The sequence below is a fragment of the Streptomyces sp. NPDC006610 genome (assembly GCF_040611575.1).
In the GTDB taxonomy this organism is placed as follows: Bacteria; Actinomycetota; Actinomycetes; order Streptomycetales; family Streptomycetaceae; genus Streptomyces.
The window spans coordinates 133,921-155,842 of sequence record NZ_JBEXOP010000011.1 but is presented as its reverse complement, the minus strand read 5'-3'; the positions used below and the strand labels follow the sequence as shown (position 1 = coordinate 155,842).

22 protein-coding genes are annotated in these 21,922 nt (G+C 70.8%); 11 read left to right on the top strand and 11 right to left on the bottom strand.

Annotation, left to right across the window (positions count from 1 at the left end; translation table 11 throughout):
- Nucleotides 1–95: 95 nt before the first annotated feature.
- Nucleotides 96–1,892 carry a phosphomethylpyrimidine synthase ThiC gene (thiC, locus tag ABZY13_RS11985; protein ID WP_356629447.1) on the bottom strand — a complete coding sequence of 599 codons (1,797 nt, stop codon included), beginning with the start codon at nt 1,890–1,892 and terminating at the stop codon, nt 96–98.
- Between the two features lie 254 nt (nt 1,893–2,146).
- Between thiC and ABZY13_RS11980 the strand changes: the two genes are divergently transcribed.
- Nucleotides 2,147–3,784: a YibE/F family protein gene (locus tag ABZY13_RS11980; protein WP_356629445.1), complete on the top strand. Its 1,638-nt coding sequence runs from the start codon at nt 2,147–2,149 to the stop codon at nt 3,782–3,784.
- A 101-nt stretch (nt 3,785–3,885) separates the two neighbouring features.
- Here the strand turns inward: ABZY13_RS11980 and ABZY13_RS11975 are convergent, their stop codons facing one another.
- The 4 genes from ABZY13_RS11975 to ABZY13_RS11960 all read right to left on the bottom strand — a co-directional run bounded on the left by ABZY13_RS11975 (nt 3,886) and on the right by ABZY13_RS11960 (nt 6,222).
- Nucleotides 3,886–4,323 carry an SsgA family sporulation/cell division regulator gene (locus ABZY13_RS11975; RefSeq protein WP_356629443.1) on the bottom strand — a complete coding sequence of 146 codons (438 nt, stop codon included), beginning with the start codon at nt 4,321–4,323 and terminating at the stop codon, nt 3,886–3,888.
- A 98-nt stretch (nt 4,324–4,421) separates the two neighbouring features.
- Complete coding sequence (locus ABZY13_RS11970) at nt 4,422–5,156, bottom strand: helix-turn-helix domain-containing protein (protein ID WP_356629529.1); 735 nt, start codon at nt 5,154–5,156, stop codon at nt 4,422–4,424.
- Between the two features lie 407 nt (nt 5,157–5,563).
- A complete protein-coding gene (locus ABZY13_RS11965; protein ID WP_356629441.1) occupies nt 5,564–5,776 on the bottom strand; it encodes a DUF5326 family protein in 213 nt (70 codons plus the stop codon).
- A 128-nt stretch (nt 5,777–5,904) separates the two neighbouring features.
- Nucleotides 5,905–6,222, bottom strand: a complete 318-nt coding sequence (locus tag ABZY13_RS11960) for a cupin domain-containing protein (RefSeq protein ID WP_356629527.1) — start codon at nt 6,220–6,222, stop codon at nt 5,905–5,907.
- Between the two features lie 58 nt (nt 6,223–6,280).
- Here ABZY13_RS11960 and ABZY13_RS11955 point away from each other — a divergent pair, with 58 nt between their 5' ends.
- From ABZY13_RS11955 to ABZY13_RS11935, 5 genes are all read left to right on the top strand, one after another.
- A complete protein-coding gene (locus ABZY13_RS11955) occupies nt 6,281–6,658 on the top strand; it encodes a phage holin family protein (RefSeq protein ID WP_356629439.1) in 378 nt (125 codons plus the stop codon).
- A gap of 4 nt (nt 6,659–6,662) precedes the next feature.
- Nucleotides 6,663–7,154, top strand: a complete 492-nt coding sequence (locus ABZY13_RS11950) for a low molecular weight protein-tyrosine-phosphatase (RefSeq protein WP_356629525.1) — start codon at nt 6,663–6,665, stop codon at nt 7,152–7,154.
- Nucleotides 7,151–8,290 (top strand): cystathionine gamma-lyase, encoded by a 1,140-nt coding sequence (locus ABZY13_RS11945; RefSeq protein ID WP_356629437.1) that lies wholly within the window; start codon nt 7,151–7,153, stop codon nt 8,288–8,290. Before ABZY13_RS11950 ends, ABZY13_RS11945 begins: the two co-directional genes overlap by 4 nt.
- Before the next feature lie 290 nt (nt 8,291–8,580).
- Entirely contained in the window at nt 8,581–9,486 is a 906-nt protein-coding gene (locus ABZY13_RS11940) for a LysR family transcriptional regulator (protein ID WP_356629435.1), read from the top strand.
- A gap of 106 nt (nt 9,487–9,592) precedes the next feature.
- A complete protein-coding gene (locus ABZY13_RS11935) occupies nt 9,593–10,075 on the top strand; it encodes an NUDIX hydrolase (protein ID WP_356629433.1) in 483 nt (160 codons plus the stop codon).
- A gap of 10 nt (nt 10,076–10,085) precedes the next feature.
- Here the strand turns inward: ABZY13_RS11935 and ABZY13_RS11930 are convergent, their stop codons facing one another.
- Nucleotides 10,086–11,714, bottom strand: coding sequence for a globin domain-containing protein (locus ABZY13_RS11930; protein ID WP_356629430.1), 1,629 nt, complete (start codon nt 11,712–11,714; stop codon nt 10,086–10,088).
- 421 nt (nt 11,715–12,135) lie between these two features.
- On the opposite strand from ABZY13_RS11930, the gene ABZY13_RS11925 reads away from it, so the two are divergent.
- Nucleotides 12,136–13,002, top strand: coding sequence for a GNAT family N-acetyltransferase (locus tag ABZY13_RS11925; protein WP_356629428.1), 867 nt, complete (start codon nt 12,136–12,138; stop codon nt 13,000–13,002).
- Between the two features lie 85 nt (nt 13,003–13,087).
- Here ABZY13_RS11925 and ABZY13_RS11920 read toward each other — a convergent pair whose 3' ends face one another.
- The gene (locus ABZY13_RS11920; protein WP_356629426.1) at nt 13,088–14,299 is read right to left on the bottom strand and encodes an MFS transporter; all 1,212 of its coding nucleotides are present in this window, start codon (nt 14,297–14,299) and stop codon (nt 13,088–13,090) included.
- Nucleotides 14,300–14,439: 140 nt separating this feature from the next.
- Here ABZY13_RS11920 and ABZY13_RS11915 point away from each other — a divergent pair, with 140 nt between their 5' ends.
- Both ABZY13_RS11915 and ABZY13_RS11910 read left to right on the top strand, forming a co-directional pair.
- Complete coding sequence (locus ABZY13_RS11915) at nt 14,440–14,901, top strand: MarR family transcriptional regulator (RefSeq protein WP_356629424.1); 462 nt, start codon at nt 14,440–14,442, stop codon at nt 14,899–14,901.
- A 49-nt stretch (nt 14,902–14,950) separates the two neighbouring features.
- Entirely contained in the window at nt 14,951–15,403 is a 453-nt protein-coding gene (locus tag ABZY13_RS11910; RefSeq protein WP_356629422.1) for a GNAT family N-acetyltransferase, read from the top strand.
- Between the two features lie 137 nt (nt 15,404–15,540).
- Here the strand turns inward: ABZY13_RS11910 and ABZY13_RS11905 are convergent, their stop codons facing one another.
- Entirely contained in the window at nt 15,541–16,932 is a 1,392-nt protein-coding gene (locus ABZY13_RS11905; protein ID WP_356629420.1) for a serine hydrolase domain-containing protein, read from the bottom strand.
- A gap of 229 nt (nt 16,933–17,161) precedes the next feature.
- Between ABZY13_RS11905 and ABZY13_RS11900 the strand changes: the two genes are divergently transcribed.
- A complete protein-coding gene (locus ABZY13_RS11900) occupies nt 17,162–17,728 on the top strand; it encodes a dihydrofolate reductase family protein (RefSeq protein WP_356629418.1) in 567 nt (188 codons plus the stop codon).
- Between the two features lie 28 nt (nt 17,729–17,756).
- On the opposite strand, the gene dnaB is transcribed toward ABZY13_RS11900, so the two are convergent.
- The gene (gene dnaB / locus ABZY13_RS11895) at nt 17,757–19,232 is read right to left on the bottom strand and encodes a replicative DNA helicase (protein WP_356629416.1); all 1,476 of its coding nucleotides are present in this window, start codon (nt 19,230–19,232) and stop codon (nt 17,757–17,759) included.
- A gap of 460 nt (nt 19,233–19,692) precedes the next feature.
- Between dnaB and ABZY13_RS11890 the strand changes: the two genes are divergently transcribed.
- Nucleotides 19,693–21,030, top strand: a complete 1,338-nt coding sequence (locus ABZY13_RS11890) for an MATE family efflux transporter (protein WP_356629414.1) — start codon at nt 19,693–19,695, stop codon at nt 21,028–21,030.
- Between the two features lie 121 nt (nt 21,031–21,151).
- Here ABZY13_RS11890 and rplI read toward each other — a convergent pair whose 3' ends face one another.
- Together rplI and rpsR are read right to left on the bottom strand one after the other, a co-directional pair.
- Nucleotides 21,152–21,598, bottom strand: coding sequence for a 50S ribosomal protein L9 (gene rplI / locus ABZY13_RS11885; RefSeq protein WP_356629412.1), 447 nt, complete (start codon nt 21,596–21,598; stop codon nt 21,152–21,154).
- Nucleotides 21,599–21,616: 18 nt separating this feature from the next.
- Nucleotides 21,617–21,853, bottom strand: coding sequence for a 30S ribosomal protein S18 (rpsR, locus tag ABZY13_RS11880; protein ID WP_003949403.1), 237 nt, complete (start codon nt 21,851–21,853; stop codon nt 21,617–21,619).
- Nucleotides 21,854–21,922: the final 69 nt, after the last annotated feature.

Sequence of the window (21,922 nt, the reverse complement as noted above, 5' to 3'; positions counted from 1 at the left end):
GCCCTGGGGAGGGCGGGCGTCGGCGAAAACGGGCGGCCGTCGGCACCCGGACGTCAGTCCGCGGACCATCGGCCCCCGGACATCGGACCCGGACGTCAGTCCGCGATCGGCAGGTACACGCGGTTGCCCGCCGCCGCGAACTCCTGCGACTTCCGCGCCATGCCCTCCTCGATCTCCGCCCGGTTGCCGCCGTGCTCACGGCGGATGTCCTGGGAGATCTTCATCGAGCAGAACTTCGGCCCGCACATCGAGCAGAAGTGCGCCGTCTTGGCCGGCTCGGCCGGCAGCGTCTCGTCGTGGAACTCCCGGGCCGTGTCCGGGTCGAGGGCCAGGTTGAACTGGTCCTCCCACCGGAACTCGAACCGCGCGTCGGACAACGCGTCGTCCCACTCCTGCGCGCCCGGGTGCCCCTTGGCGAGGTCTGCGGCATGGGCGGCGATCTTGTAGGTGATCACGCCGGTCTTGACGTCGTCCCGGTTGGGCAGGCCCAGGTGCTCCTTCGGGGTGACGTAACAGAGCATGGCCGTGCCCCACCAGGCGATCATGGCGGCGCCGATGCCGGAGGTGATGTGGTCGTAGGCCGGCGCGACGTCCGTCGTCAGCGGGCCGAGCGTATAGAACGGAGCCTCATCGCAGATCTCCTGCTGAAGGTCGATGTTCTCCTTGATCTTGTGCATCGGGACGTGGCCCGGGCCCTCGATCATGGTCTGTACGTGGAAACGCTTGGCGATCCGGTTGAGTTCCCCGAGCGTGCGCAACTCCGCGAACTGCGCCTCGTCGTTGGCGTCCGCGATGGAGCCCGGCCGCAGGCCGTCGCCGAGGGAGTACGTGACGTCGTACGCGGCGAGGATCTCGCAGAGTTCCTCGAAGTTCTCGTAGAGGAACGACTCCTTGTGGTGCGCCAGGCACCACGCCGCCATGATCGAGCCGCCGCGCGAGACGATGCCTGTCTTGCGGTTCGCGGTGAGCGGCACGTACGCGAGGCGCACACCCGCGTGCACCGTCATGTAGTCCACGCCCTGCTCGGCCTGCTCGATGACCGTGTCCTTGTAGATCTCCCAGGTCAGCTCCTCGGCCCGGCCGTCGACCTTCTCCAGGGCCTGGTAGAGCGGCACCGTGCCGATGGGGACGGGGGAGTTGCGCAGCACCCACTCGCGGGTGGTGTGGATGTTGCGGCCGGTGGACAGGTCCATGACCGTGTCGGCGCCCCAGCGGGTCGCCCAGGTCATCTTCTCGACCTCCTCCTCGATGGAGGACGTCACCGCCGAGTTGCCGATGTTGGCGTTCACCTTCACCAGGAACCGCTTGCCGATGATCATCGGCTCGATCTCCGGGTGGTTGACGTTCGCGGGCAGCACGGCCCGGCCCGCCGCGATCTCCTCGCGCACGACCTCGGGCGAAACGTTTTCGCGTACGGCCACGAATTCCATCTCGGGCGTGATCTCGCCCCGGCGGGCGTACGCGAGCTGGGTGACCGCCTGCCCGTTCCGGCCGCGGCGCGGCTGGCGGGGCCGGCCGGGGAAGACCGCGTCGAGGTTGCGCAGCCCGCCGCGCGGCGAGGTGTGCTTGATGCCGTCGTCCTCGGGACGGACGGGACGGCCCGCGTACTCCTCGGTGTCGCCGCGGGCGACGATCCAGTTCTCCCGCAGCGGCGGCAGGCCCCTGCGGACGTCGGTGTCGACCAGTGGGTCGGTGTACGGGCCCGAGGTGTCGTAGAGCGTGACCGACTGCCCGTTGGTGAGGTGCACCTGACGGACCGGCACCCGCAGGTCGGGGCGTGAGCCCTCGACGTACGCCTTGTGCCAGCCGATGGACTTCCCGGCCTCCCCGTCGGACGTTCCAGGGGTCTGGGTCCGCGTGGAGGCAGGCGTGCGTGCGTCCTTGTTGGTCATGAGACCGATCTCCCTACGCCGGCATTACCCGGTAACAGGTTCGGCGGTCGACGCAGCGGCTCCCGCTCGGCGGTGTCTCATGGGAAACATCACGCGTGGTGCGTGACGTTCCACGTGAAACATCGCGAAGACGGAGGTCAGCGCCCTCTCAGCCCGGTGCTCCGAGCTCCCGCGTGTACAAAGGTGCCCCCACGCTAGCGTCAATTCGGGCGCGGTGAACAGAGGGCCCCGGTCGTTCTTGCGATGATCGGGCGGTGACCACGAATCAGCAGCCTCCGTTCCCGCCGCCCGTACCCCCACGCGGAACCGGCCCGGGCGACACGGGCCTGACCGCCAGGTCCGCCTTCGGCCCCGGGCAGGGGGGAGACCCAAAAGGACAGGGCGGGGCCTCCGGGCGCGGCGGGGGTGGGTTCGGCGGGTTCGGCGGGAGTGGGCACGGCGCGAGTGACGGTCGCGGTGGCTCGGGGCACGGTCACGGTCACGGTGGTGACGGTGACGGCGGCGGCCACGGTGGTGGACGCGGTGGTGAGCAGGGGGGCGGGCGCGACGGCGGCCACGGAGATGGACACGGCGGGGGGCACGGCGGCCACGGGCATTCGCACAGCCACGCCCACGGGCCCGCCGCCCCCGTCTCCCTGCATCTGCGCAAGGTGATCGCCGCCGTTCTCATCCCCTTCGCCGCGGCCGTGCTGGTAGGGCTCGCGGTCCTGTGGCCGGGCGGCGCCCCGCCGCACGAGCGCACCGGCGTCGGCTTCGACCGGCAGACGCAGCGGGCCACGGTCACCGAGATCGAGGAACTGGACTGCGGTTCGGTCAACGCCTCGGCCGACACCCCGACCGGCGACACCTCCACCGCCGAGGGCTCTTCGGCGCAGCAGCAGGCCAACGGCACCTGCAAGCGGGCGACGATCCGGATCGACACCGGCGAGGACAAGGGCCGTACGTTCACCGAGATCGTTCAGCCCGACCAGTCACGGCAGTTGCACGAGGACCAGGAGGTCGTGGTCGCCTACGAGCCGTCCGCGCCCGAGGATCTTCAGTACTCCGTCACCGACGTGAACCGCCGGTTCCCGATGGCGCTGCTCGCCGGCGTCTTCGCGCTCGCCGTCGTGGTCGTCGGGCGGCTGCGCGGCGTCATGGCGCTGCTGTCCCTGGCGATCAGCTTCATGGTGCTGAACTTCTTCATCCTCCCCGCCATCCTGCAGGGATCGAACCCGCTGGTCGTGGCGGTGATCGGGGCGAGCGCGATCATGCTGATCGCCCTGTATCTGTGTCACGGCCTGTCCGCCCGCACCTCGGTGGCGGTACTCGGCACGCTGATCTCGCTGCTGCTGATCGGCGTTCTCGGCTCGCTGTTCAACGGCTGGGCCGCCCTCACCGGCAACACCGACGACAACACCGGCCTGATCCACGGCCTGTATCCGACGATCGACATGAGCGGCCTGCTGCTCGCCGGCATCATCATCGGTTCCCTCGGCGTCCTGGACGACGTCACGGTCACCCAGACCTCGGCCGTGTGGGAACTGCACGGGGCCAACCCGACGATGGGCTGGCGCGGCCTGTACCGGGCGGGCATCCGGATCGGCCGCGACCACATCGCCTCCGTGGTCAACACGCTCGTCCTCGCCTACGCGGGCGCCGCCCTGCCGCTGCTGCTGCTGTTCTCGATCGCCCAGAGCAGTGTCGGGACGGTCGCCAACAGCGAGCTGGTCGCCGAGGAGATCGTGCGCACGCTGGTGGGGTCCATCGGCCTGGTCGCGTCGGTGCCGGTGACCACGGCGCTGGCGGCCCTGGTGGTGTCGGCCGACCGGTCCGGCGGGGCGCCGACGACGCAGCCGGGCGTCGCGGCCCCGGCGACGCGGACCGGCAAGGGACGCCGTCGCAAGCGCTGAGGCGGCGCACCGGCACAGGGCGCCGCCTGCGCACTTGAGCGGCGCCGCGCCCCACGAAGGGTTACGCCACCGCCCGTTCCAGCGGCGGTGCCCCGGCGGCGTCAGCCCGCGCTCTGCTCCTCCGCCAGGATGCGGTCCAGCGCCTCGTCGAGGTGGGCGTCGAAGTCGGCGAGCGCCCCCTCCTGGCCCAGCGGCACCAGTTTGTCGGTGCGGTCGAGGAACGCGACGAGCGGCGCGGCGGAGGAGCGGAACAGGGCGTGGTCGCTCCCGACCTGAAGCCGGATCAGGACGTCGCCCAGCGTCTCCGCCTCGACCGGCGCGACCCGCACATCGCCCTCTCCGCAGGGCCGGCCCACGCCGTCGATCAGCAACTCCCGCCCGAACGCCCAGGTGACCGGGGCATCACCGGGCAAATGGAAGGTCAGCCGCACGGCGTAGGGATCACATGTCTCATAACGCAGCTCCACCGGGATGCGGAAGGAGAGCTCCTCGGACACGAGAAAGCTCATCATGACTTCTGCCTGTACGGTCTCGCGCATCGCTTACCCCGTCGTTCGCCGTCGACTGGCCGGGAATGGACCTCGAATACTGATGACATCTTGCTGAACGTGCCCATCAGATCACAAGGAGTGAGTTTTCAGATACTGATAGAGGGCGTGATCTGCTCGATCAGACGGCCGATCTCCCGCCGGAGCTGTCGCGCCGCGGCCAGAAGCCGATCGGCCTGCCGGTGAGGGAGCGAGAGGGCGAGGGCCCCGACCGTGTCCCCCATGGTGAGGGGGACCGCCGCGCAGACCGTCCCGAGCGCGTACTCCTGATGCTCGATCACCGGCCCGGTGCGGCCGACGCGGTCGAGACGTCGTAGCAGCTCATGGCCGTTCGGGACGGTGTACGGGGTGAGCGGCCGCACGGGATGGCGGTCGAGGTGGTCACGCCGGGCGGCGTCGTCCAGTTGGGCGAGCAGGCACTGGCCGAGGGCGTGCGCGTGGCCGGTTTCCCGGAAGTCGGCCCATTCCCGCCCCGCCGGACGGCCCGGACCGTCGCTGACACAGAGGACCTGGATTTCACCCTCGCGGTACGTCGCGTAGTAGACGGGCGCACCGATCGAATCCCGCCAGCGGGCCAGGACGTCGCTCACGGTGGTGCGACGTTTCTGCTGTGCTCCGCGGCGGCCGAGCCGCTCGGCCGCCTCCCCGAGGAAGAACAGCCCCCGGTCGCGGCGCAGATAGCCCTCGTGCACCAGCGTGCGCAGCAGGTGGTAGGCGGTGGGCAGCGCGAGGCCGGTCTCGCGGGCCAGTTGTTTGGCGGGAGCGCCGTGCTGATGCCGGGCGACGGCTTCCAGCAGGCGCATCGCCCGCTGCACGGATCCGATGAGCGTCGTGGAGCGGTCCGGGGGCGGCGGGGCCGCGGGGCGGCGCTGCGCAGGGGCGCCCGTCGGGCGGCTGCGCCCCGGTGCCGCCCTCGGCGCGGAGGGCTGTTCGGGGGGCCGGACGCTCAGCGTCGGTTCCGGGAGGGCGTGCCGGGCGGGGAGGAGGGATGCCGGGGATCCTGCGGGTGCGGTGTCAACCGTGGCCAAGGGTCGCTCCCGAAGCGCGAGAGGGCAGCCCGTGCGGGGAACACGGGAGGGGGGAGTACGGGGTGTGCGCCACGCGCGGGTGTTCCCGCGTCGAGTTCCGGACTCTAACCCTCTGCCACCGCTCACACGCCGCCGGTGCCGAAAACTTCCCCCGGCCGAGGGAACCGGCGCGTCCTGTTACCGGTTCCCGTCACCCGCACCCCTCACCAGTCGTTACGCGACGACGAGTTCGTCGTGAACTTCCTGACGACGTAGATGAGTCCGCCGACCAGCGCCACGAACACCAACACCTTGAACAGCAGGCCGATCACGAAGCCGACCACGCTGGCGATCAGTCCGCCGAACACGACCAGGGCGATGACCGGCACCGCGATCCACTTAACCCACCACGGCAGACCCGCGAAGATCTCTCGCATCGCCCTCGTCCTTCTCTGTGGTTCTCGGATGTCCTGCCTCGATGCTAGGCGGGCACGGGGGGCCGGCGGGGGTCCCGCGCCCCTTGTCCTCCCCTGACCGTTCCCCTAGGGAACCCCGAGACGGCGGATCAGCTCTCGGGGGGAGAGAACACCACGAGAACCCGCAGATCCTCGCTGATGTGGTGGAACTTGTGGGCCACCCCGGCCGGCACGTAGACGACGCTGCCGCGGGCCACTTGGGTGGTCTCCAGGCCGACGGTGATCGCCGCGCGGCCGCTCACCACGAAGTACACCTCGTCCTGGGCGTGCGGCTGCTGCGGGTCGTGGTCCCCCGCGTCGAGCGCGTACAGGCCGACCGACATGTTCCGCTCCCGCAGGAACTGGAGGTAGGCGCCGTCGTTGGCGGCCCGTTCCGCTTCCAGTTCGTCCAGCCGGAATGCCTTCATCGTTTCGTCGACCTCGCGCCCGTACTCGTCACCGATCTCGTCTGCCACGATCAGACACATGATGAATTTCCTAGTCAAGACGCTCGCCAACGCGGGGGCCCTGGCGGTCGCGGTCTGGCTGCTGGACAGGATCACGCTGACCGGTGACGGCACCGCGAAGAAGGCGGGCACCCTGCTCGTCGTCGCGCTGCTCTTCGGCGTGGTGAACTTCCTGGTCAAGCCGGTGGTCAAGCTGCTGAGCCTGCCACTGCTGATCCTCACGCTCGGCCTGTTCACGCTGGTCGTCAACGCGCTGATGCTGCTGCTGACGTCCTGGCTGGCCGACGAGTTCTCCCTGAGCTTCCACGTCGAGGGCTTCTGGACCGCCGTCCTGGGCGGCCTGATCGTCTCGGTCGTCTCCTGGGCGCTCCACCTGGTCCTGCCCGACGGTGACTGAGCCGATGACCTACCGCGTCTGTTTCGTGTGCACCGGCAACATCTGCCGCTCCCCGATGGCCGAGTCCGTCTTCCGTGCCCGGGTGGCCGAGGCGGGGCTCGACGGTCTGGTCGGGGCCGACAGCGCCGGCACCGGCGGCTGGCACGAGGGCGACCCGGCCGACCCGCGCACCGTGGCGGTCCTCGAAGCGAACGGCTACGCCGGCGAGCACGTCGCCCGGCAGTTCCAGCCGTCGTGGTTCTCCCGCCTCGACCTCGTCATCGCCCTCGACACGGGCCACCTGCGCGCGCTGCGCCGCATCGCGCCGACGGAACAGGACGCGGCGAAGGTGCGGCTGCTGCGCTCCTACGACCCCGCGGCGGGCGACGACCTCGACGTCCCGGACCCGTACTACGGGGGGATGGACGGCTTCGAGGAGTGCCTTGAGATGGTGGAGGCGGCGAGCGACGGTCTGCTCGCCGCGGTACGCGAGCAAGTGGAAGGACGAGCGGCATGAACGATTCCGCTGCATACGACGGCGACGGCACGCGAGCGGTGCGTGCGGGGCTTCCGGAACCGGTGAAGCACGAGCCGACCCTGCCGGGACCGGTGTTCGCCGCCCACTTCCACCTGCCCGGCGAGGCCGCGGGCCCGTACACCTACGGCCGCGACGAGAATCCCACCTGGACCCATCTGGAGCGGGCGATCGGGGAACTGGAGGCGCCCGGGCAGGACGGCGTCGAGACGCTCGTCTTCGCCTCCGGCATGGCCGCCATCTCCTCGGTGGTCTTCTCCCAGCTGCGCGCGGGCGACGCCGTCGTGCTGCCCAGCGACGGCTACCAGGTGCTGCCGCTGGTACGCGCGCAGCTGGAGGCGTACGGCATCGAGGTGCGCACCGCGCCCACCGGCGGCGACGCCCAGCTCGACGTCCTCGACGGCGCGAAGCTGCTGTGGATCGAGACGCCGTCCAACCCCGGGCTGGACGTGTGCGACGTGCGGCGGCTGGCCGACGCCGCCCACGCGCGCGGTGCGCTGGTGGCCGTCGACAACACCCTCGCGACCCCCCTCGGACAGCGCCCGCTGGAACTGGGCGCCGACTTCTCGGTGGCCAGCGGGACCAAGCAGCTGACCGGGCACGGCGACATCCTCCTCGGGTACGTCACCGGCCGCGCGGGCGACGCCATGACGGCCGTACGCCGCTGGCGCAAGATCGTCGGAGCGATCCCGGGGCCCATGGAAGCCTGGCTCGCGCACCGGTCGATCGCCACCCTCCAGCTGCGGGCGCACCGGCAGAACGCGACGGCGCTGGCCGTGGCCGAGGCCCTGCGCGACCGGCACGAGGACCTGGCCGTGCGTTATCCGGGTCTGCCGGACGACCCCTCCCACGAGATCGCCGCGCGGCAGATGCGGGGCTTCGGCTGCGTGGTGTCCTTCACGCTGCCCTCCCGTGCGCGTGCCGACCGTTTCCTCGAGTCCCTGCGCCTCGTCGACGACGCGACCAGCTTCGGCGGGGTGCGCTCCACGGCCGAGCGGCGCGGGCGCTGGGGCGGCGACGCGGTGCCGGAGGGCTTCATCCGGCTGTCGGTCGGCGCGGAGGACCCCGAGGACCTGATCGCCGATGTGCTGCGGGCCCTGGACGAATCGGCGAAGTGACCGTCCCGGCGGATGCCGTCGGGTGGTTCGGCGTGCGGTCCGGTGTGCGGGACGGGCGGTCCGGTCCCATGGGACCGGCGTCGTCCGGCCGCACGGGACCGGCGGTCCGAGCCTCCCCCCTCGTGGCTCGGACCGCCCTCGGTTCCACCCCCCAGCAGAACCGCCACCAAGGCTAGTTGACTCTGTGTCAGTGTCCAATCACGGTAGCGACAGAGACCTATCGACATATTTATAGTGGGGCCCTGCCTCGGAGGCCGGAGAAGGGCAGGCGTGACTGGGGAGGGCTGCTGATGGATCTGGCCTTGCTGCGCACGTTCGTGACCGTGCACCGGGCCGGCTCCTTCACCCGGGCCGCCGCGCTCCTCGGCCTGTCCCAGCCCGCCGTCACCTCCCAGATCCGCACGCTGGAACGGCAGCTGGGCCGCCCCCTGTTCCTACGGCAGTCCCGCGGGGTGACGCCGACGACCATCGGCGACGAACTCGCCCACAAGGCCGCCCCGCACCTCGACGCCCTCGTGGAGATCACCGAGACCGGACTCGAGGACGAGTCGTCCGTGCGCACCCTGCATCTGGCCGGTCCCTCCGAGTTCACCGCCGAGCGGGCGCTTCCCGCGCTCGTCGAGCCGACCGGCGACGACGGAAGGGCACTCGACCTGCGCACCTCCTTCGGCACCGCCGAGGAGACTCTGGAGGGCTTGGCCGCCGGACACCACGACCTCGTCATCACCACCGCCCGGCCCCGCGGCACGCTGCTGACGGCGGCGCCCCTGTGCGACGAGGAGCACGTCCTGGTCGCCGCTCCCCGCTGGGCCGGGTGCGTCGACCCCGGGGTGCTGCACGACAAGGGCGCGTCCGTGCTGGAGAGCCTGCCCGTCGTGGAGGTGCACGAGTCGCTGCCCTTCGTCTCCCGCTACTGGGCCTCCGTCTTCGACGCCCGCCCCGCCGCCTCCGGCACGGTCGTGGTCCCGGACCTGCGTGCCGTCCTCGCCTGCGCCGCGGCGGGCGCCGGTCTCGCGGTGCTGCCCCGCTATCTGTGCCACGAGGCCCTCGGGCGCGGTGACGTCGTCGCCCTGCACGACCCCGCGGTGCCGCCGCTGCGGACCTACTTCCTGGCCGTGCGGACCGGCACGCTGGCGATGCCGCACATCGCCCGGGCCCACGAGCGGCTGCTGCGGGCGGCCTCCGACTGGTGCTGACGCGCGGCGGGCCGGGCAGGCGCGGGACCGGCGGCAGGCCGGGAGCGGACCGGCGATGTGCGTTTCGCGATGTTTCACGTGGAACCAGCCGGGCCACATTCCTCCCATGACCGTCCGACCCGTGGTCAAGCGCACCGCACGCGCCGTTCTCCTGGACGGCGACGACCTGGTCCTGATCAAGCGCACCAAGCCCGGAGTGGATCCCTACTGGGTCACTCCCGGCGGCGGGGTCGAACCGGACGATCCGACCGTCGTCCACGCCCTGCACCGCGAGGTGCACGAGGAGCTGGGCGCCAAGATCACCGATGTGGTGCCGTGCTTCGTGGACACCGTCGAGCACATCGGCGAGGACGCGTCCACGACCGGCGTGAAGGTGCAGCACTTCTTCGTCTGCCGGCTCGAGTCCATGGACCCGTCCCTGCGCCACGGCCCCGAGGTGGAGGAACCCGCTGGCGAGTACGAGATCGTGCGGGTGCCGTTCACCCGGGTCGGCATCGCCACCGTTCACCTCGTCCCGCTGTCGCTGCGCCACTACCTCGACGGGAACATCGAGGGCGTACTGGCACTGCACGCCCCCGACCTGGGCTGACGGCGGGCGGTCAGGTTCCGGCGGCGACCAGTTCCTCCACCGAGTCGTGCCGGATGCGCTCCGACGGTATGCCGATGTCCCGAAGCGCGGTGACACCGCTGCGGATCATGCCCGGCGGGCCCGAGAGATAGGCGTCGTACTCGTTCCAGGGGCCGTACTCCCGCACCGCGTCCGGCAGCTGCAGGTGCGCCTGCTGGTCGATGATCGCGCGGACCGACAGCCAGGGATGCACCTGCTGGAGCCTGAGCATCGTGTGGATGTCGTACAGGTCGTGGTCGGTGCGGGCGCCGTAGAACACCTCCACCGGGCGCCGCTCGCCGTGCTCGGCGACGTCCTCGACCAGCGCCTTGATCGGCGCGATGCCGGTGCCCCCGCCCAGACACAGCAGACCGCTGTCGCTGGTGTGGTCCACGGTCATCGAACCGGCGGGCGGGCCGAGCCGGACGATGTCGCCGGGCCGGGCCCGGTGCACCAGGGCGTTGGAGACCCAACCCGCCGGGACCGCCTTCACATGGAAGCTGAGAAGCCCGTCGGAACGGGGCGCCGAGGCGAAGGAGTAGTGCCGCCACACACGCGGCCACCACGGGGTCTCCAGGCTCGTGTACTGCCCGGCCAGGAAGGGGTACGGCTGGTCGGGGCGGACGGTGACGACCGCGACGTCCGGCGTCCTCAGCTCGTGGGAGACGATCTCCGCGTGCCACCAGGCGGGGGCGCGCAGTTCGTCCGCCGCCGCCGCGTCGATCATGACCTGCGAGATCGTCGTGTACGTGCGGACCCAGGCCGCCTCCGTCGCCTCGTCCCAGACCGAGGCCGCGTGCCGGCTCAGCGCGCCGAGGAGGCACTCGCCCACGGCCGGGTAGTGCTCGGGGCGCGTGCCGTACTTGCGGTGGCCCTGGCCCAGGTTCTGCAGATACGGGACCAGGACGGCGGAGTCGTCGATGAGTTCGGCCGCGGTGAGCAACGCCCGGAGCAGCCGGTCCCGCTGGGCGTCCATCGCGGCGGGGAACAGCTGGCGCAGCTCGGGGTGGCGCACGAAGAGCAGCGCGTAGAAGTACGAGGTGACCTTGTCGGCGACCGGGGCGATCTCGGCCATGGTCCGGCGGACGAGGACGGCGTCCGGGGATGCCGTCCCCGAGGGGGCGGTGAGGGAAGAGGCGGCGGCTTCGGCGCCCTCCGGGGCCGCGGGGTCGGTGGTGTCCTCCGGGAAGGCCGGAGCGGGCCGGTCGGGCTGTGGGACGTGCCGCTGAGCCGGGACGCGCTCGGGGGCCGAGAACGGCGCGGCCCCGGGGACCCGGGTCGGGGGTGGGGCGGGCCGCGCCTGCGTGCCTGGGGCGACGGGCGGTATTCGTCCGGCGCCGGGCGTCACCGCACCGGACGGGCCGGGTACGACGGCGTGGCGCTGCTCGGTGTCGTCCTGCCCGGAGTCCCGCGCTGGCGGATTCGGTGCGGCGTCCGGTGCGTTCCTGCCCCTGGGGCGCACGACGGCCGGCCGTCGCCCCTCCGTCGTCTCCCGCTCACCGGCCGGGCCCGGCTCCGGCTGCCTGCGCGGCGTGAACCAGCCACCCCCGCCGTCGGAAGCGCCGTTGTCGGCCGACGCGGTGGTCGGAGCGTCGTCCATCGTGTGCCTCGCCTCGAACATCTCTCGGTCGGTCTGCGCACTTCTTCTGTGGGAAAACCCTCACGGCAGCTTCCCACTCTGTTTCCGCATTCCTGTCGCATAACCCGGAATACAGGTCTTCGATCTCCCCGCCCCGTTAGGCTGCCGTGAACCGGACTCGACCATACCGGCCACCGCACCACACACAAGTCCCCCCTTCGGCGTGCACGAACGTGACCGGGGGGCGAACCATCCGTTACCCCAACTACCGGGCGCAGCAGGCCAATTCAGCCCTTCCTTCGCCACCGGAGGCCGCTGACGCCTTCCGTTTCCCGATGTTTCACGTGAAACACCCTCGCGTCGGCCGGAACTGCGTCCAGCCGACGCCGCCCCGACGAAAAGGGCCTGCCTCTCTTCCGAAACAGGTGGACGACGGGGCCACTGGTCGGCCAGCCTGACCTGCGTGCCTATTCCATCCCTCGCCGCTTCGCCGATCCGCTGTCTGACGCCTCGCGACCTCACCGCCTGCGCCGACCTGTCCGAGGACCGGGGGTGGCCCCGGGAGGAACACAAGTGGCGTTTCCTCCTGACGGCCGGGAAGGGATACGGCATCGACGCTCCCGGAGCCGGACTCCTCGCCGCGTGCGTGGTGACGTCGTACGGCCCGCAGGAGCAGCCCGATCTCGGGGCCGTGGGCATGGTGCTGGTCGCCGAGCGGTACGCCCGCCAGGGCGTCGGTCGCCGGTTGATGCGGCACGTCCTCTCCACCATGGGGCCGACTCCCCTGACCCTCCACGCGACGCCGAACGGCCGTCCGCTCTACGAAGAGCTGGGCTTCAAGGTCAGCGGGCGCGCGGAGATGGTGCGCGGCCGCTTCTCGCCCGGTGGAGTGACTCCGGCGGTGGCGACACGGCCCGCGACGGCCGACGACCTCACCGCCATCCTGTGGCTCGACACGGAGGCGTTCGGCATCGACCGCACGCACATCATCACCCGGCTGCCCGCCTTCGCCGACCAGGTGCGCGTCGCCGAGGAGAACGGCCGGATCATCGGGTACGCGGCCGTCTGGCCCAACATGGACACCCATGTCGTGGGGCCGCTCATCGCCCGGGACACGGAGGTCGCCAAGGCGCTGATCGCCTCCCTCGCGGCCCACTCCGACCGCCCCCTGCGCACCGACATCGACGTGCGGCACGAGGAACTGCTGGGCTGGGTGAAGGAGCGCGGCCTGGCGTCCGTCGCCTTCAACGCGGTCATGACCTACGGCATCACCGAACTGCCGGGTGACTGGAGCCGGCGGTTCGCTCCGCTGACGGTGGCCGCGGGCTGACGTCCGGCGCAGGGGGTGCGGCAAGGGGAACGCCGGCCCCCTTTCGGCCGGGGACCGGCGTTCCGCCGCGGCGGGCGGCTCGCGGTCAGTGGTGGGCCCGGGCGGCCTGACGCGCCGTCGTGCCACCGGCGGCGACGATCGTGCCGGTACGGCCGTCCCGGCGCTCCAGGGCCGCCGACAGCAGGGCGAGCAGCAGGGCCGCGGCGGCGAGGAGTGCGCCGACCCAGTTGGGGGCCGTGTAGCCGAGACCGGCCGCGATCACCACGCCGCCCAGCCAGGCGGCGAGGGCGTTGCCCAGGTTGAAGGCGCCGATGTTGACGGCGGAGGCCAGCGTCGGCGCGCCGTGCGCCTGGTCCAGGACGCGCTTCTGCAGCGGCGGCACGGTGGCGAAGCCCAGGGCGCCGATCAGTGTCACGGTGACGGCGGAGAGGACCTTGTCGTGCGCCGTGAGGGTGAAGAGGGCGAGCACGACGGCGAGGGCGCCCAGGGAGACGTACAGCATCGGCATCAGGGCGCGGTCGGCGAACCGGCCGCCGACCAGGTTGCCGCCGACCATGCCGAGGCCGAAGAGGACCAGCAGCCAGGTGACGGAGCCGTCGGCGAAACCGGCGACCCGGGTCATCATCGGCGCGATGTAGGTGATGGCCGCGAACACGCCGCCGAAGCCGAGGACGGTCATCGCCATGGCCAGCAACACCTGGACGTTCTTGAAGGCGGCGAGTTCGTGGCGCAGCCGCACGCCCTCGTCCCTGGGCATGTCCGGCACGAGCCTGGCGACGCCGACCAGACCGACCACGCCGAGCGCGGCGACGGCGGCGAAGGTGACACGCCAGCCGGCGGACTGGCCGACGAGCGTGCCCAGCGGGACGCCGACGACGTTGGCGACGGTCAGTCCGGTGAACATCATCGCGATCGCGCCGGCCTTCTTGTCCGGGGCGACCAGGTCGGCCGCGACGACCGAGCCGATGCCGAAGAAGGCGCCGTGGGCCAGCGAGGCGACCACGCGGCCGATCAGCATCACGGCGAAGGCGGGGGCGAGGGCGGAGAGCAGGTTGCCGACGACGAACAGCCCCATCAGGACCATCAGCATCCGCTTGCGGGTGACCTTGGTGCCGAGGACGGTCATCAGCGGGGCGCCGAACATGACACCGAGCGCGTAGCCGGTCACGAGATGGCCGGCCGTGGGGATGGTGACCCCGAAGTCGGTCGCGACCTCGGGCAGCAAGCCCATGATCACGAACTCGGTGGTGCCGATGCCGAAGGCCCCGATCGCGAGGGCGAGTAGCGCGAGAGGCATGGAGGGGTACACCTTCCCAGGGAATTGCAGGAGCGCGTTACGAGCATCCACAATAATTGCAGACGCGGGATACATGCAACAGCAGGCTATTGCGTCGCTGCTCTATCCTGGACTTCAGCCGCTCCGGGACGGAGGAATCCATGACAGCGACGGACCCCGCGCTCACCGCCCTCGCCCAGGGCTGGTGCGCCCTCTCCCTGCTGCACGGGAGGATCGAGGCGCACATCGAGCGCGCCCTGCAGGCGAAGCACGGGCTGAGCGTGCGCGAGTACTCCCTGCTCGACGTGCTCAGCCGGCAGCACGAAGGGGAGGGCGGGCACCTGCAGATGAAGCAGGTCGCCGACGCGGTCGTGCTCAGCCAGAGCGCCACCACCCGGCTGGTGACCCGGCTGGAGGACCGCGGTCTGCTGGCGCGCTACCTCTGCCCCACCGACCGCCGCGGGATCTACACCGACGTCACGGAAGCCGGCCTCGAACTGCTCCGGGAAGCGCGCCCCACCAACGACGCGGCCCTGCGCGAAGCGCTCGACGAGGCCGCCAAGAACCCCGAACTGGCCCCGCTGGTCCGGGTGATGGAGTCCGCCGGCACACCGGCCCGGTAACCTGCACCGGCCCGCCAACCTGCGCCGGCCCGGAAACTAGGGTGCAGGCATGAAAGATCTTGAAATACGAGCCGCGGTCGCCGACGACCTCCCCGCGATCGTCGCCATGCTGGCCGACGATCCGCTGGGCGCCCGGCGGGAGTCACCGGACGACCTCACCCCGTACCGGGCGGCGCTGGAGCGGATCACCGACGACCCGAACCAGCACCTCGTCGTCGCCGTGCGCGAGGGCAGCGTGGTCGGCACGCTGCAGCTCACCATCGTCCCCGGGCTCTCACGGCGGGGCGCCACGCGGTCGATCATCGAGGGCGTGCGCATCCACGCCGACGAACGCGGCAGCGGCCTGGGCACCCGGCTCATCGAGTGGGCGGTCGCCGAATCCCGCCGCCAGGACTGCCGACTGGTGCAGCTGACGTCCGACAACACCCGCACCGACGCCCACCGGTTCTACGAGCGGCTCGGTTTCACGGCCTCCCATCTGGGCTTCAAGCTTCAGCTGTGAGGACAGGGGGCGCGCCGGGAGGAGACGCATCGGTCAGGGGCGGCCGAGCGGGAGCGGCTCGGTGGGAGGCCGACTCGTGTTTCACGTGAAACACGAGCCACCCGTCCCTGCCAGCCCCCGCCCTCCCCTCCCGTCGCCTACCGGATCCCCCGCCACCCCTCCGCATCGACCCCACCGGGCACCGGGGCGTGCTCGTCGTACGGCTGCCGGGTGAACACGAACGAGCCGACGTCCAGATGGCTCACCGACCCGTCCGGCCGCCGTACCGCCCGCAGCGACTCCCCCGCGTAGTAACCCTCCAGCCCGGTCCAGCCGCCGTCCCCGTTCGCCCGGAACCTCGACCGCCGCCCCCGGCCCGACAGCGGTTCCAGCGACAGCAGTCCGTCGGCGGTCAGACGCAGCCCGAAGCCGTACGTGCCCCAGTACCACTGCCCCGTCAGCTCCAGCACCGCCGGATCGACCTCCCGCAGGGGCCGCCAGGGCTCCGGGATGCGCGGCTCGGCCTCCGCCACGATGCGTACGAGATCGGCGCCGACGGTGGCCGTCAGCGGGCCGGAGGTGCAGTTCGCCAGGACCACCGCCGCGACGTCGTCCTCCACGCTGATCGCCAGATTCGCCAGGAACCCCGGCAGCGAACCGGAGTGCCCGACGAGCAGCCGTCCGTCCCGGTGCTGGATCTGCATGCCGAGCCCGTAGGCGGCCCCCTCCGCGACGTCCGCCGCCTCCGAGGGGGCCGCGGGAGTGCGCATCTCGCGCACGCTCCGCGCGCAGAGCACCCGGTCGTCGCCGTGGGCCAGGAAGGCCGCGAACTTCGCCAGGTCGGCGGTGGTCGACCAGAGCTGTCCCGCCGGCGCCATCCGTCCGAGGTCCTGGGCGGGTTCGGGCAGGAGCGCGTCGGCCCACGGATGCACCGCCCAGCCGCCCGCGTGGGGCGCCGTGGGCCGTCCGCCCGTCCGGTCGAGGCCCAGGGGTACGAGCACTTCCTGCCGCAGAACGTCCTCCCAGGGGGCGCCCCGCAGTCTCTCCACGAGCGTGCCGAGCACGGTGTAACCGGGGTTCGAGTAGTGGAACCGCCGGCCGACCGGGTGCCGGAAGGGCTGCTCACCGAGCACATCGGCGAGTTCGGGCCGCAGCTCGCCGTCCGTGCGTTCCCACCAGGGCCCGGGGGACTCCGCCGCGAGGCCGCCGGTGTGCGCGAGGAGGCCGGCGACGGTGACCTCTCCCACACCGGTTCCCGGCAGATGCTTCTCCAGCGGGTCGCCGAGGTCGAGCAGTCCCTCGTCCCGGAGCCGCAGGACCAGCACGGCCGTGAAGGTCTTGGTGATCGAGCCGATCCGGTACTGCACGTTCTCGTCCGGCTCGTTCCCCTCCACACAGCTCCGGGCGCCGTGCCACACGGCCTTCCCACCGCGCACGACGGCCGCGGTCAGCGACGGCGCCCGTCCTTCGGCCTGGGCCACGGCGATCCGGTGCAACAGGGCCCGCCGGGTGGCCGGCAGCAGCTCCGCGTGAGATGCAGATGTCGTCATGCCCCCAGTCCATCCGGCCGGGCACCGCACGTCGAGCGCATTTCACCAGTGGGATCCCGCCGCCCGTGACCGATGCATCGCGCGTAACCTGGGCTTCTTGGCAGTCTCACGGCCTTGTCGTCCACGATCGGTCTCACATCCGTGGCATTCGAGCCCAGATCGCGCACCGATGAGTTTCCCGCGCCGCGCCGGTCGGTACATCGGACACCCACGGACGGAAGGCTCGGCCATGCGGAAACTGATCTACGGCATGAACCTGACCCTGGACGGCTACACCGCCGCGGCCGGCGACGACATCGGCTGGAGCGGACCGCCGAGCCCCGAGCTGTTCCAGTGGTGGCTCGACCACGAGCGGGCGAGTGGCCTTTCACTGTACGGGCGCAAACTGTGGGAGGCCATGAGCTCCCACTGGCCGACCGCCGACCAGCGGCCCGACGCCACCCCGGCGGAGATCGAGTTCGCGCGGAACTGGCGGGACACGCCGAAGGTGGTGTTCTCCTCGACGATCGACAAGGTCGACTGGAACACCCGTCTGGTCACCGGCGACGCGATCGCCGAGATCACCCGGCTCAAGGGCGAGGACGGCGATCCCATGCACATCGGCGGCGCAACGCTCGCCGGGGCGGCCATGCGCGCCGGGCTGATCGACGAGTACGTGATCGCCACCCATCCGGTCCTGGTGGGCAGCGGCACACCGTTCTTCACCGCGGTGGACGGCTGGGTGGACCTGAACCTGGTGGAGACGCGGACGTTTCCCGGCGGCGTGGTCCTGACCAGGTACGAGACGAGGCGCTGAGCAGCATCGGACCCTCCACGGCGACGACTCAGGTCTGCGCCATGTCCACGAACCGGGAGTAGTGGCCCTGGAAGGCGACCGTGATCGTCGCCGTGGGGCCGTTGCGGTGCTTGGCCACGATCAGGTCGGCCTCGCCCGCGCGGGGTGACTCCTTCTCGTAGGCGTCCTCGCGGTGCAGCAGGATGACCATGTCGGCGTCCTGCTCGATGGAACCGGACTCGCGCAGGTCGGAGACCATCGGCTTCTTGTCGGTGCGCTGCTCGGGGCCACGGTTGAGCTGGGAGAGCGCGATGACCGGGAGCTCCAGCTCCTTGGCCAGCAGCTTGAGGTTACGGGACATGTCCGAGACCTCCTGCTGGCGGCTCTCGGCGCGCTTGGAGCCGCCCGACTGCATCAGCTGCAGGTAGTCGATGACGACCAGCCGGAGGTCGTTGCGCTGCTTCAGGCGGCGGCACTTGGCACGGATCTCCATCATCGACAGGTTCGGGGAGTCGTCGATGTAGAGAGGGGCGGCGGAGACGTCCGGCATCCGGCGGGCCAGCCGGGTCCAGTCCTCGTCCGTCATCGTGCCCGAACGCATGTGGTGCAGGGCGACGCGCGCTTCGGCGGACAGCAGACGCATCGCGATCTCGTTGCGGCCCATCTCCAGGGAGAAGATGACGCTGGGCAGGTTGTGCTTGATCGACGCGGCACGCGCGAAGTCCAGCGCCAGAGTCGACTTGCCCATGGCGGGACGTGCCGCGATCACGATCATCTGACCCGGGTGCAGGCCGTTGGTCAACGAGTCGAAGTCGGTGAAGCCCGTGGGCACGCCGGTCATCTCGCCGCTGCGGGACCCGATCGCCTCGATCTCGTCGAGCGCGCCCTCCATGATGTCGCCGAGCGGGAGATAGTCCTCGCTGGTGCGCTGCTCGGTGACCGCGTAGATCTCGGCCTGCGCCCGGTTCACGATCTCGTCGACGTCGTCGTCGCCCGCGTATCCCATCTGGGTGATGCGCGTACCCGCCTCCACCAGGCGGCGCAGCACCGCCCGCTCGTGGACGATCTCGGCGTAGTACTCCGCGTTGGCCGCGGTCGGCACGGTCTGCACGAGCGTGTGCAGGTACGACGCCCCACCGACCTTGTTGATCTCGCCGCGCTTGGTCAGCTCGGCGGCGATCGTGATGGGGTCGGCCGGCTCGCCCTTGGCGTAGACGTCGAGGATCGCCTGGAAGATCGTCTCGTGGGCGGGCTTGTAGAAGTCGTGGCCCTTGAGAATCTCCACGACGTCGGCGATGGCGTCCTTGGACAGCAGCATTCCGCCCAGCACGGACTGCTCGGCGTTCAGGTCCTGCGGCGGAACGCGCTCGAAGGAGGTGCCCCCGCCGTCCCACGCGCCGGTGTCCGGACCCCTCTCGTGCTGCTCGTCGCGACCGCGTGTTCCTTCTCCGCGACGGCGGGAGGGCAGACGATCACTGGGACCGCTGTCGGCCCACGGATCGTCCAAGGGCTCGGAAATGCTCACCGAGCCACCTCCTCCCGTCCGCGGGGCGGACCTCGCCGTGCCTCTCTGTTCTACGGCACGGCACTGACAATTGAGAGCCCTGACTCCGCCAGGCCCAGCGCCGGTTTTGTGACGGTTTCACGGGCGGTGGAGGGAGCGGGCGCCGGACCACGGTAGGCCCCGGGGAGGCGTCAGCCAATCTGGTTATCCACAGGCCATGTGGACGACGGCCCGGATGCTGTGGAGAACTGCGCGAAACCTGTGCACGACCCGGTGGACAGGCCTGTGAACAAGCCCCAACGATTCCCCACCCATGCCACTTGACCTGCACTTTTCCCGTCCACCGGCTGTGCAGAAGAAAAACTTTTCCCGTCCGTCCAAGATCGGTTCGAACAGTGCGCGACGCCACACGCCTCCGAGCCGCGAGTAAGGGTTGAGCGCGCATTGCATCTATTACCTGTGGACGATTAGATTGGTGCTCATGACACAGGCTCCCGCGACCTCCCGGGCCACCCGGCGGCAGCACGACCGAGAGATCGTCTCGCTGGCCGTTCCGGCCTTCGGCGCGCTGGTCGCCGAGCCCCTGTTCGTGCTGGCCGACAGTGCGATCGTCGGCCATCTCGGCACGGCCCAGCTCGCCGGACTGGGCATCGCCGCCGCACTGCTGTCCACCGCCGTGAGCGTCTTCGTCTTCCTCGCCTACGCCACCACCGCCGCCGTCGCCCGACGCGTGGGCGCCGGCGAAACACAGGCCGCCATCCGCCAGGGCATGGACGGCATCTGGCTCGCCCTGCTCCTCGGCGCCGGCGTCATCACACTCGTTCTGCCGACCGCGCCGTTCCTCGTGGAACTCTTCGGAGCCTCCGACACCGCGGCCCCCTACGCGACCACCTATCTGCGCATCTCCGCCCTCGGCATACCCGCCATGCTCGTCGTGCTCGCCGCGACCGGCGTGCTGCGCGGACTGCAGGACACCAGGACGCCGCTCTACGTCGCCGTCGCGGGCTTTCTCGCCAACGCCGTCCTCAACGCCGCCCTCGTCTACGGCGCCGACCTCGGCATCGCGGGATCCGCCTGGGGCACCGTGATCGCCCAGTGGGGCATGGCCGCGGCCTACCTGGTGGTGGTCGTCCGCGGCGCCCGCCGGTACGGCGCCTCGCTGCGCCCCGATGCCGCCGGTATCCGGGCGTCCGCCCAGGCTGGAGCACCACTGCTGGTCCGTACGCTCTCCCTGCGGGCGATCCTCATGATCGCCACGGCTGTCGCCGCCCGGCTCGGAGACGCCGACATCGCGGCCCACCAGATCATCTTGTCCCTGTGGAGTCTGCTGGCGTTCGCCCTGGACGCCATCGCGATCGCCGGACAAGCCATCATCGGCCGCTACCTCGGCGCCGACGACACCCAGGGCGCCCGCGACGTCTGCCGCCGCATGGTGCAGTGGGGCATAACCGCGGGCGTCGTGCTCGGCGCGCTCGTCATCGTGAGCCGACCGGCCTTCCTGCCGCTGTTCACCGGGGACGCGGCCGTGAAGGACGCAGCGCTGCCCGCCCTGCTCGTCGTAGCGCTGTGCCAGCCGGTCTGCGGAGTCGTCTTCGTCCTCGACGGCGTCCTGATGGGCGCGGGCGACGGCCCCTACCTGGCGTGGGCCATGCTCGCCACCCTGGCCGTGTTCACTCCGGTCGCGCTTCTGGTACCCCTCGTCGGCGGCGGACTGACCGCTCTGTGGGCTGCGATGACGCTGATGATGACGGTCCGGATGGTGACCCTCTGGGTCCGCACCCGTTCGGGCCGCTGGCTGGTCACCGGCGCCACACGCTGAGGACGCGCCCGGGCTGCACGGTGTTTCACGTGAAACAGCGTCCCCGTGAAACAGCGTCCACGCACCGGTGGGGCCGCACCCGAAGGTGCGGCCCCACCGACTGCTTCAGCGAGCGCGGCGCTTACGCGGCGACGACCTCGACGTTGACCTTGGCGGCAACCTCGGGGTGCAGACGCACGGACGTCTCGTGGGCGCCCAGCGTCTTGATCGGCGCAACGAGCTCGATGCGGCGCTTGTCGACCTCGGGGCCACCGGCAGCCTTGATCGCCGAGGCGATGTCGGCCGGAGTGACGGAACCGAAGAGACGGCCGGCGTCGCCGGAGCGGACGGCCAGACGGACCTTCACACCCTCGAGCTGGGCCTTCACGGAGTTGGCCTGCTCGATGGTCTGGATCTCGTGGATCTTGCGAGCGCGACGGATCTGCTCGACGTCCTTCTCGCCACCCTTGGTCCAGCGGATCGCGTAGTTCCGCGGGATGAGGTAGTTGCGAGCGTAGCCGTCCTTGACGTCGACGACGTCGCCCGCGGCACCGAGGCCGGAGACCTCGTGGGTGAGGATGATCTTCATGAGTCGGTCACCCTTCCCTTATCGCGCGGTGGAGGTGTAGGGCAGCAGCGCCATCTCACGGCTGTTCTTGACGGCCGTGGCGACGTCACGCTGGTGCTGGGTGCAGTTGCCGGTCACGCGACGGGCACGGATCTTGCCGCGGTCGGAAATGAACTTCCGCAGCATGTTCGTGTCCTTGTAGTCCACGTACGTGACCTTGTCCTTGCAGAAAGCGCAGACCTTCTTCTTAGGCTTGCGCACAGGCGGCTTCGCCATGGTGTTTCTCCTGTGTGATCAAGAAGTTGGGGTACGACCCGCCCTCTTGGTCCCCGGACGTGAAGTCGT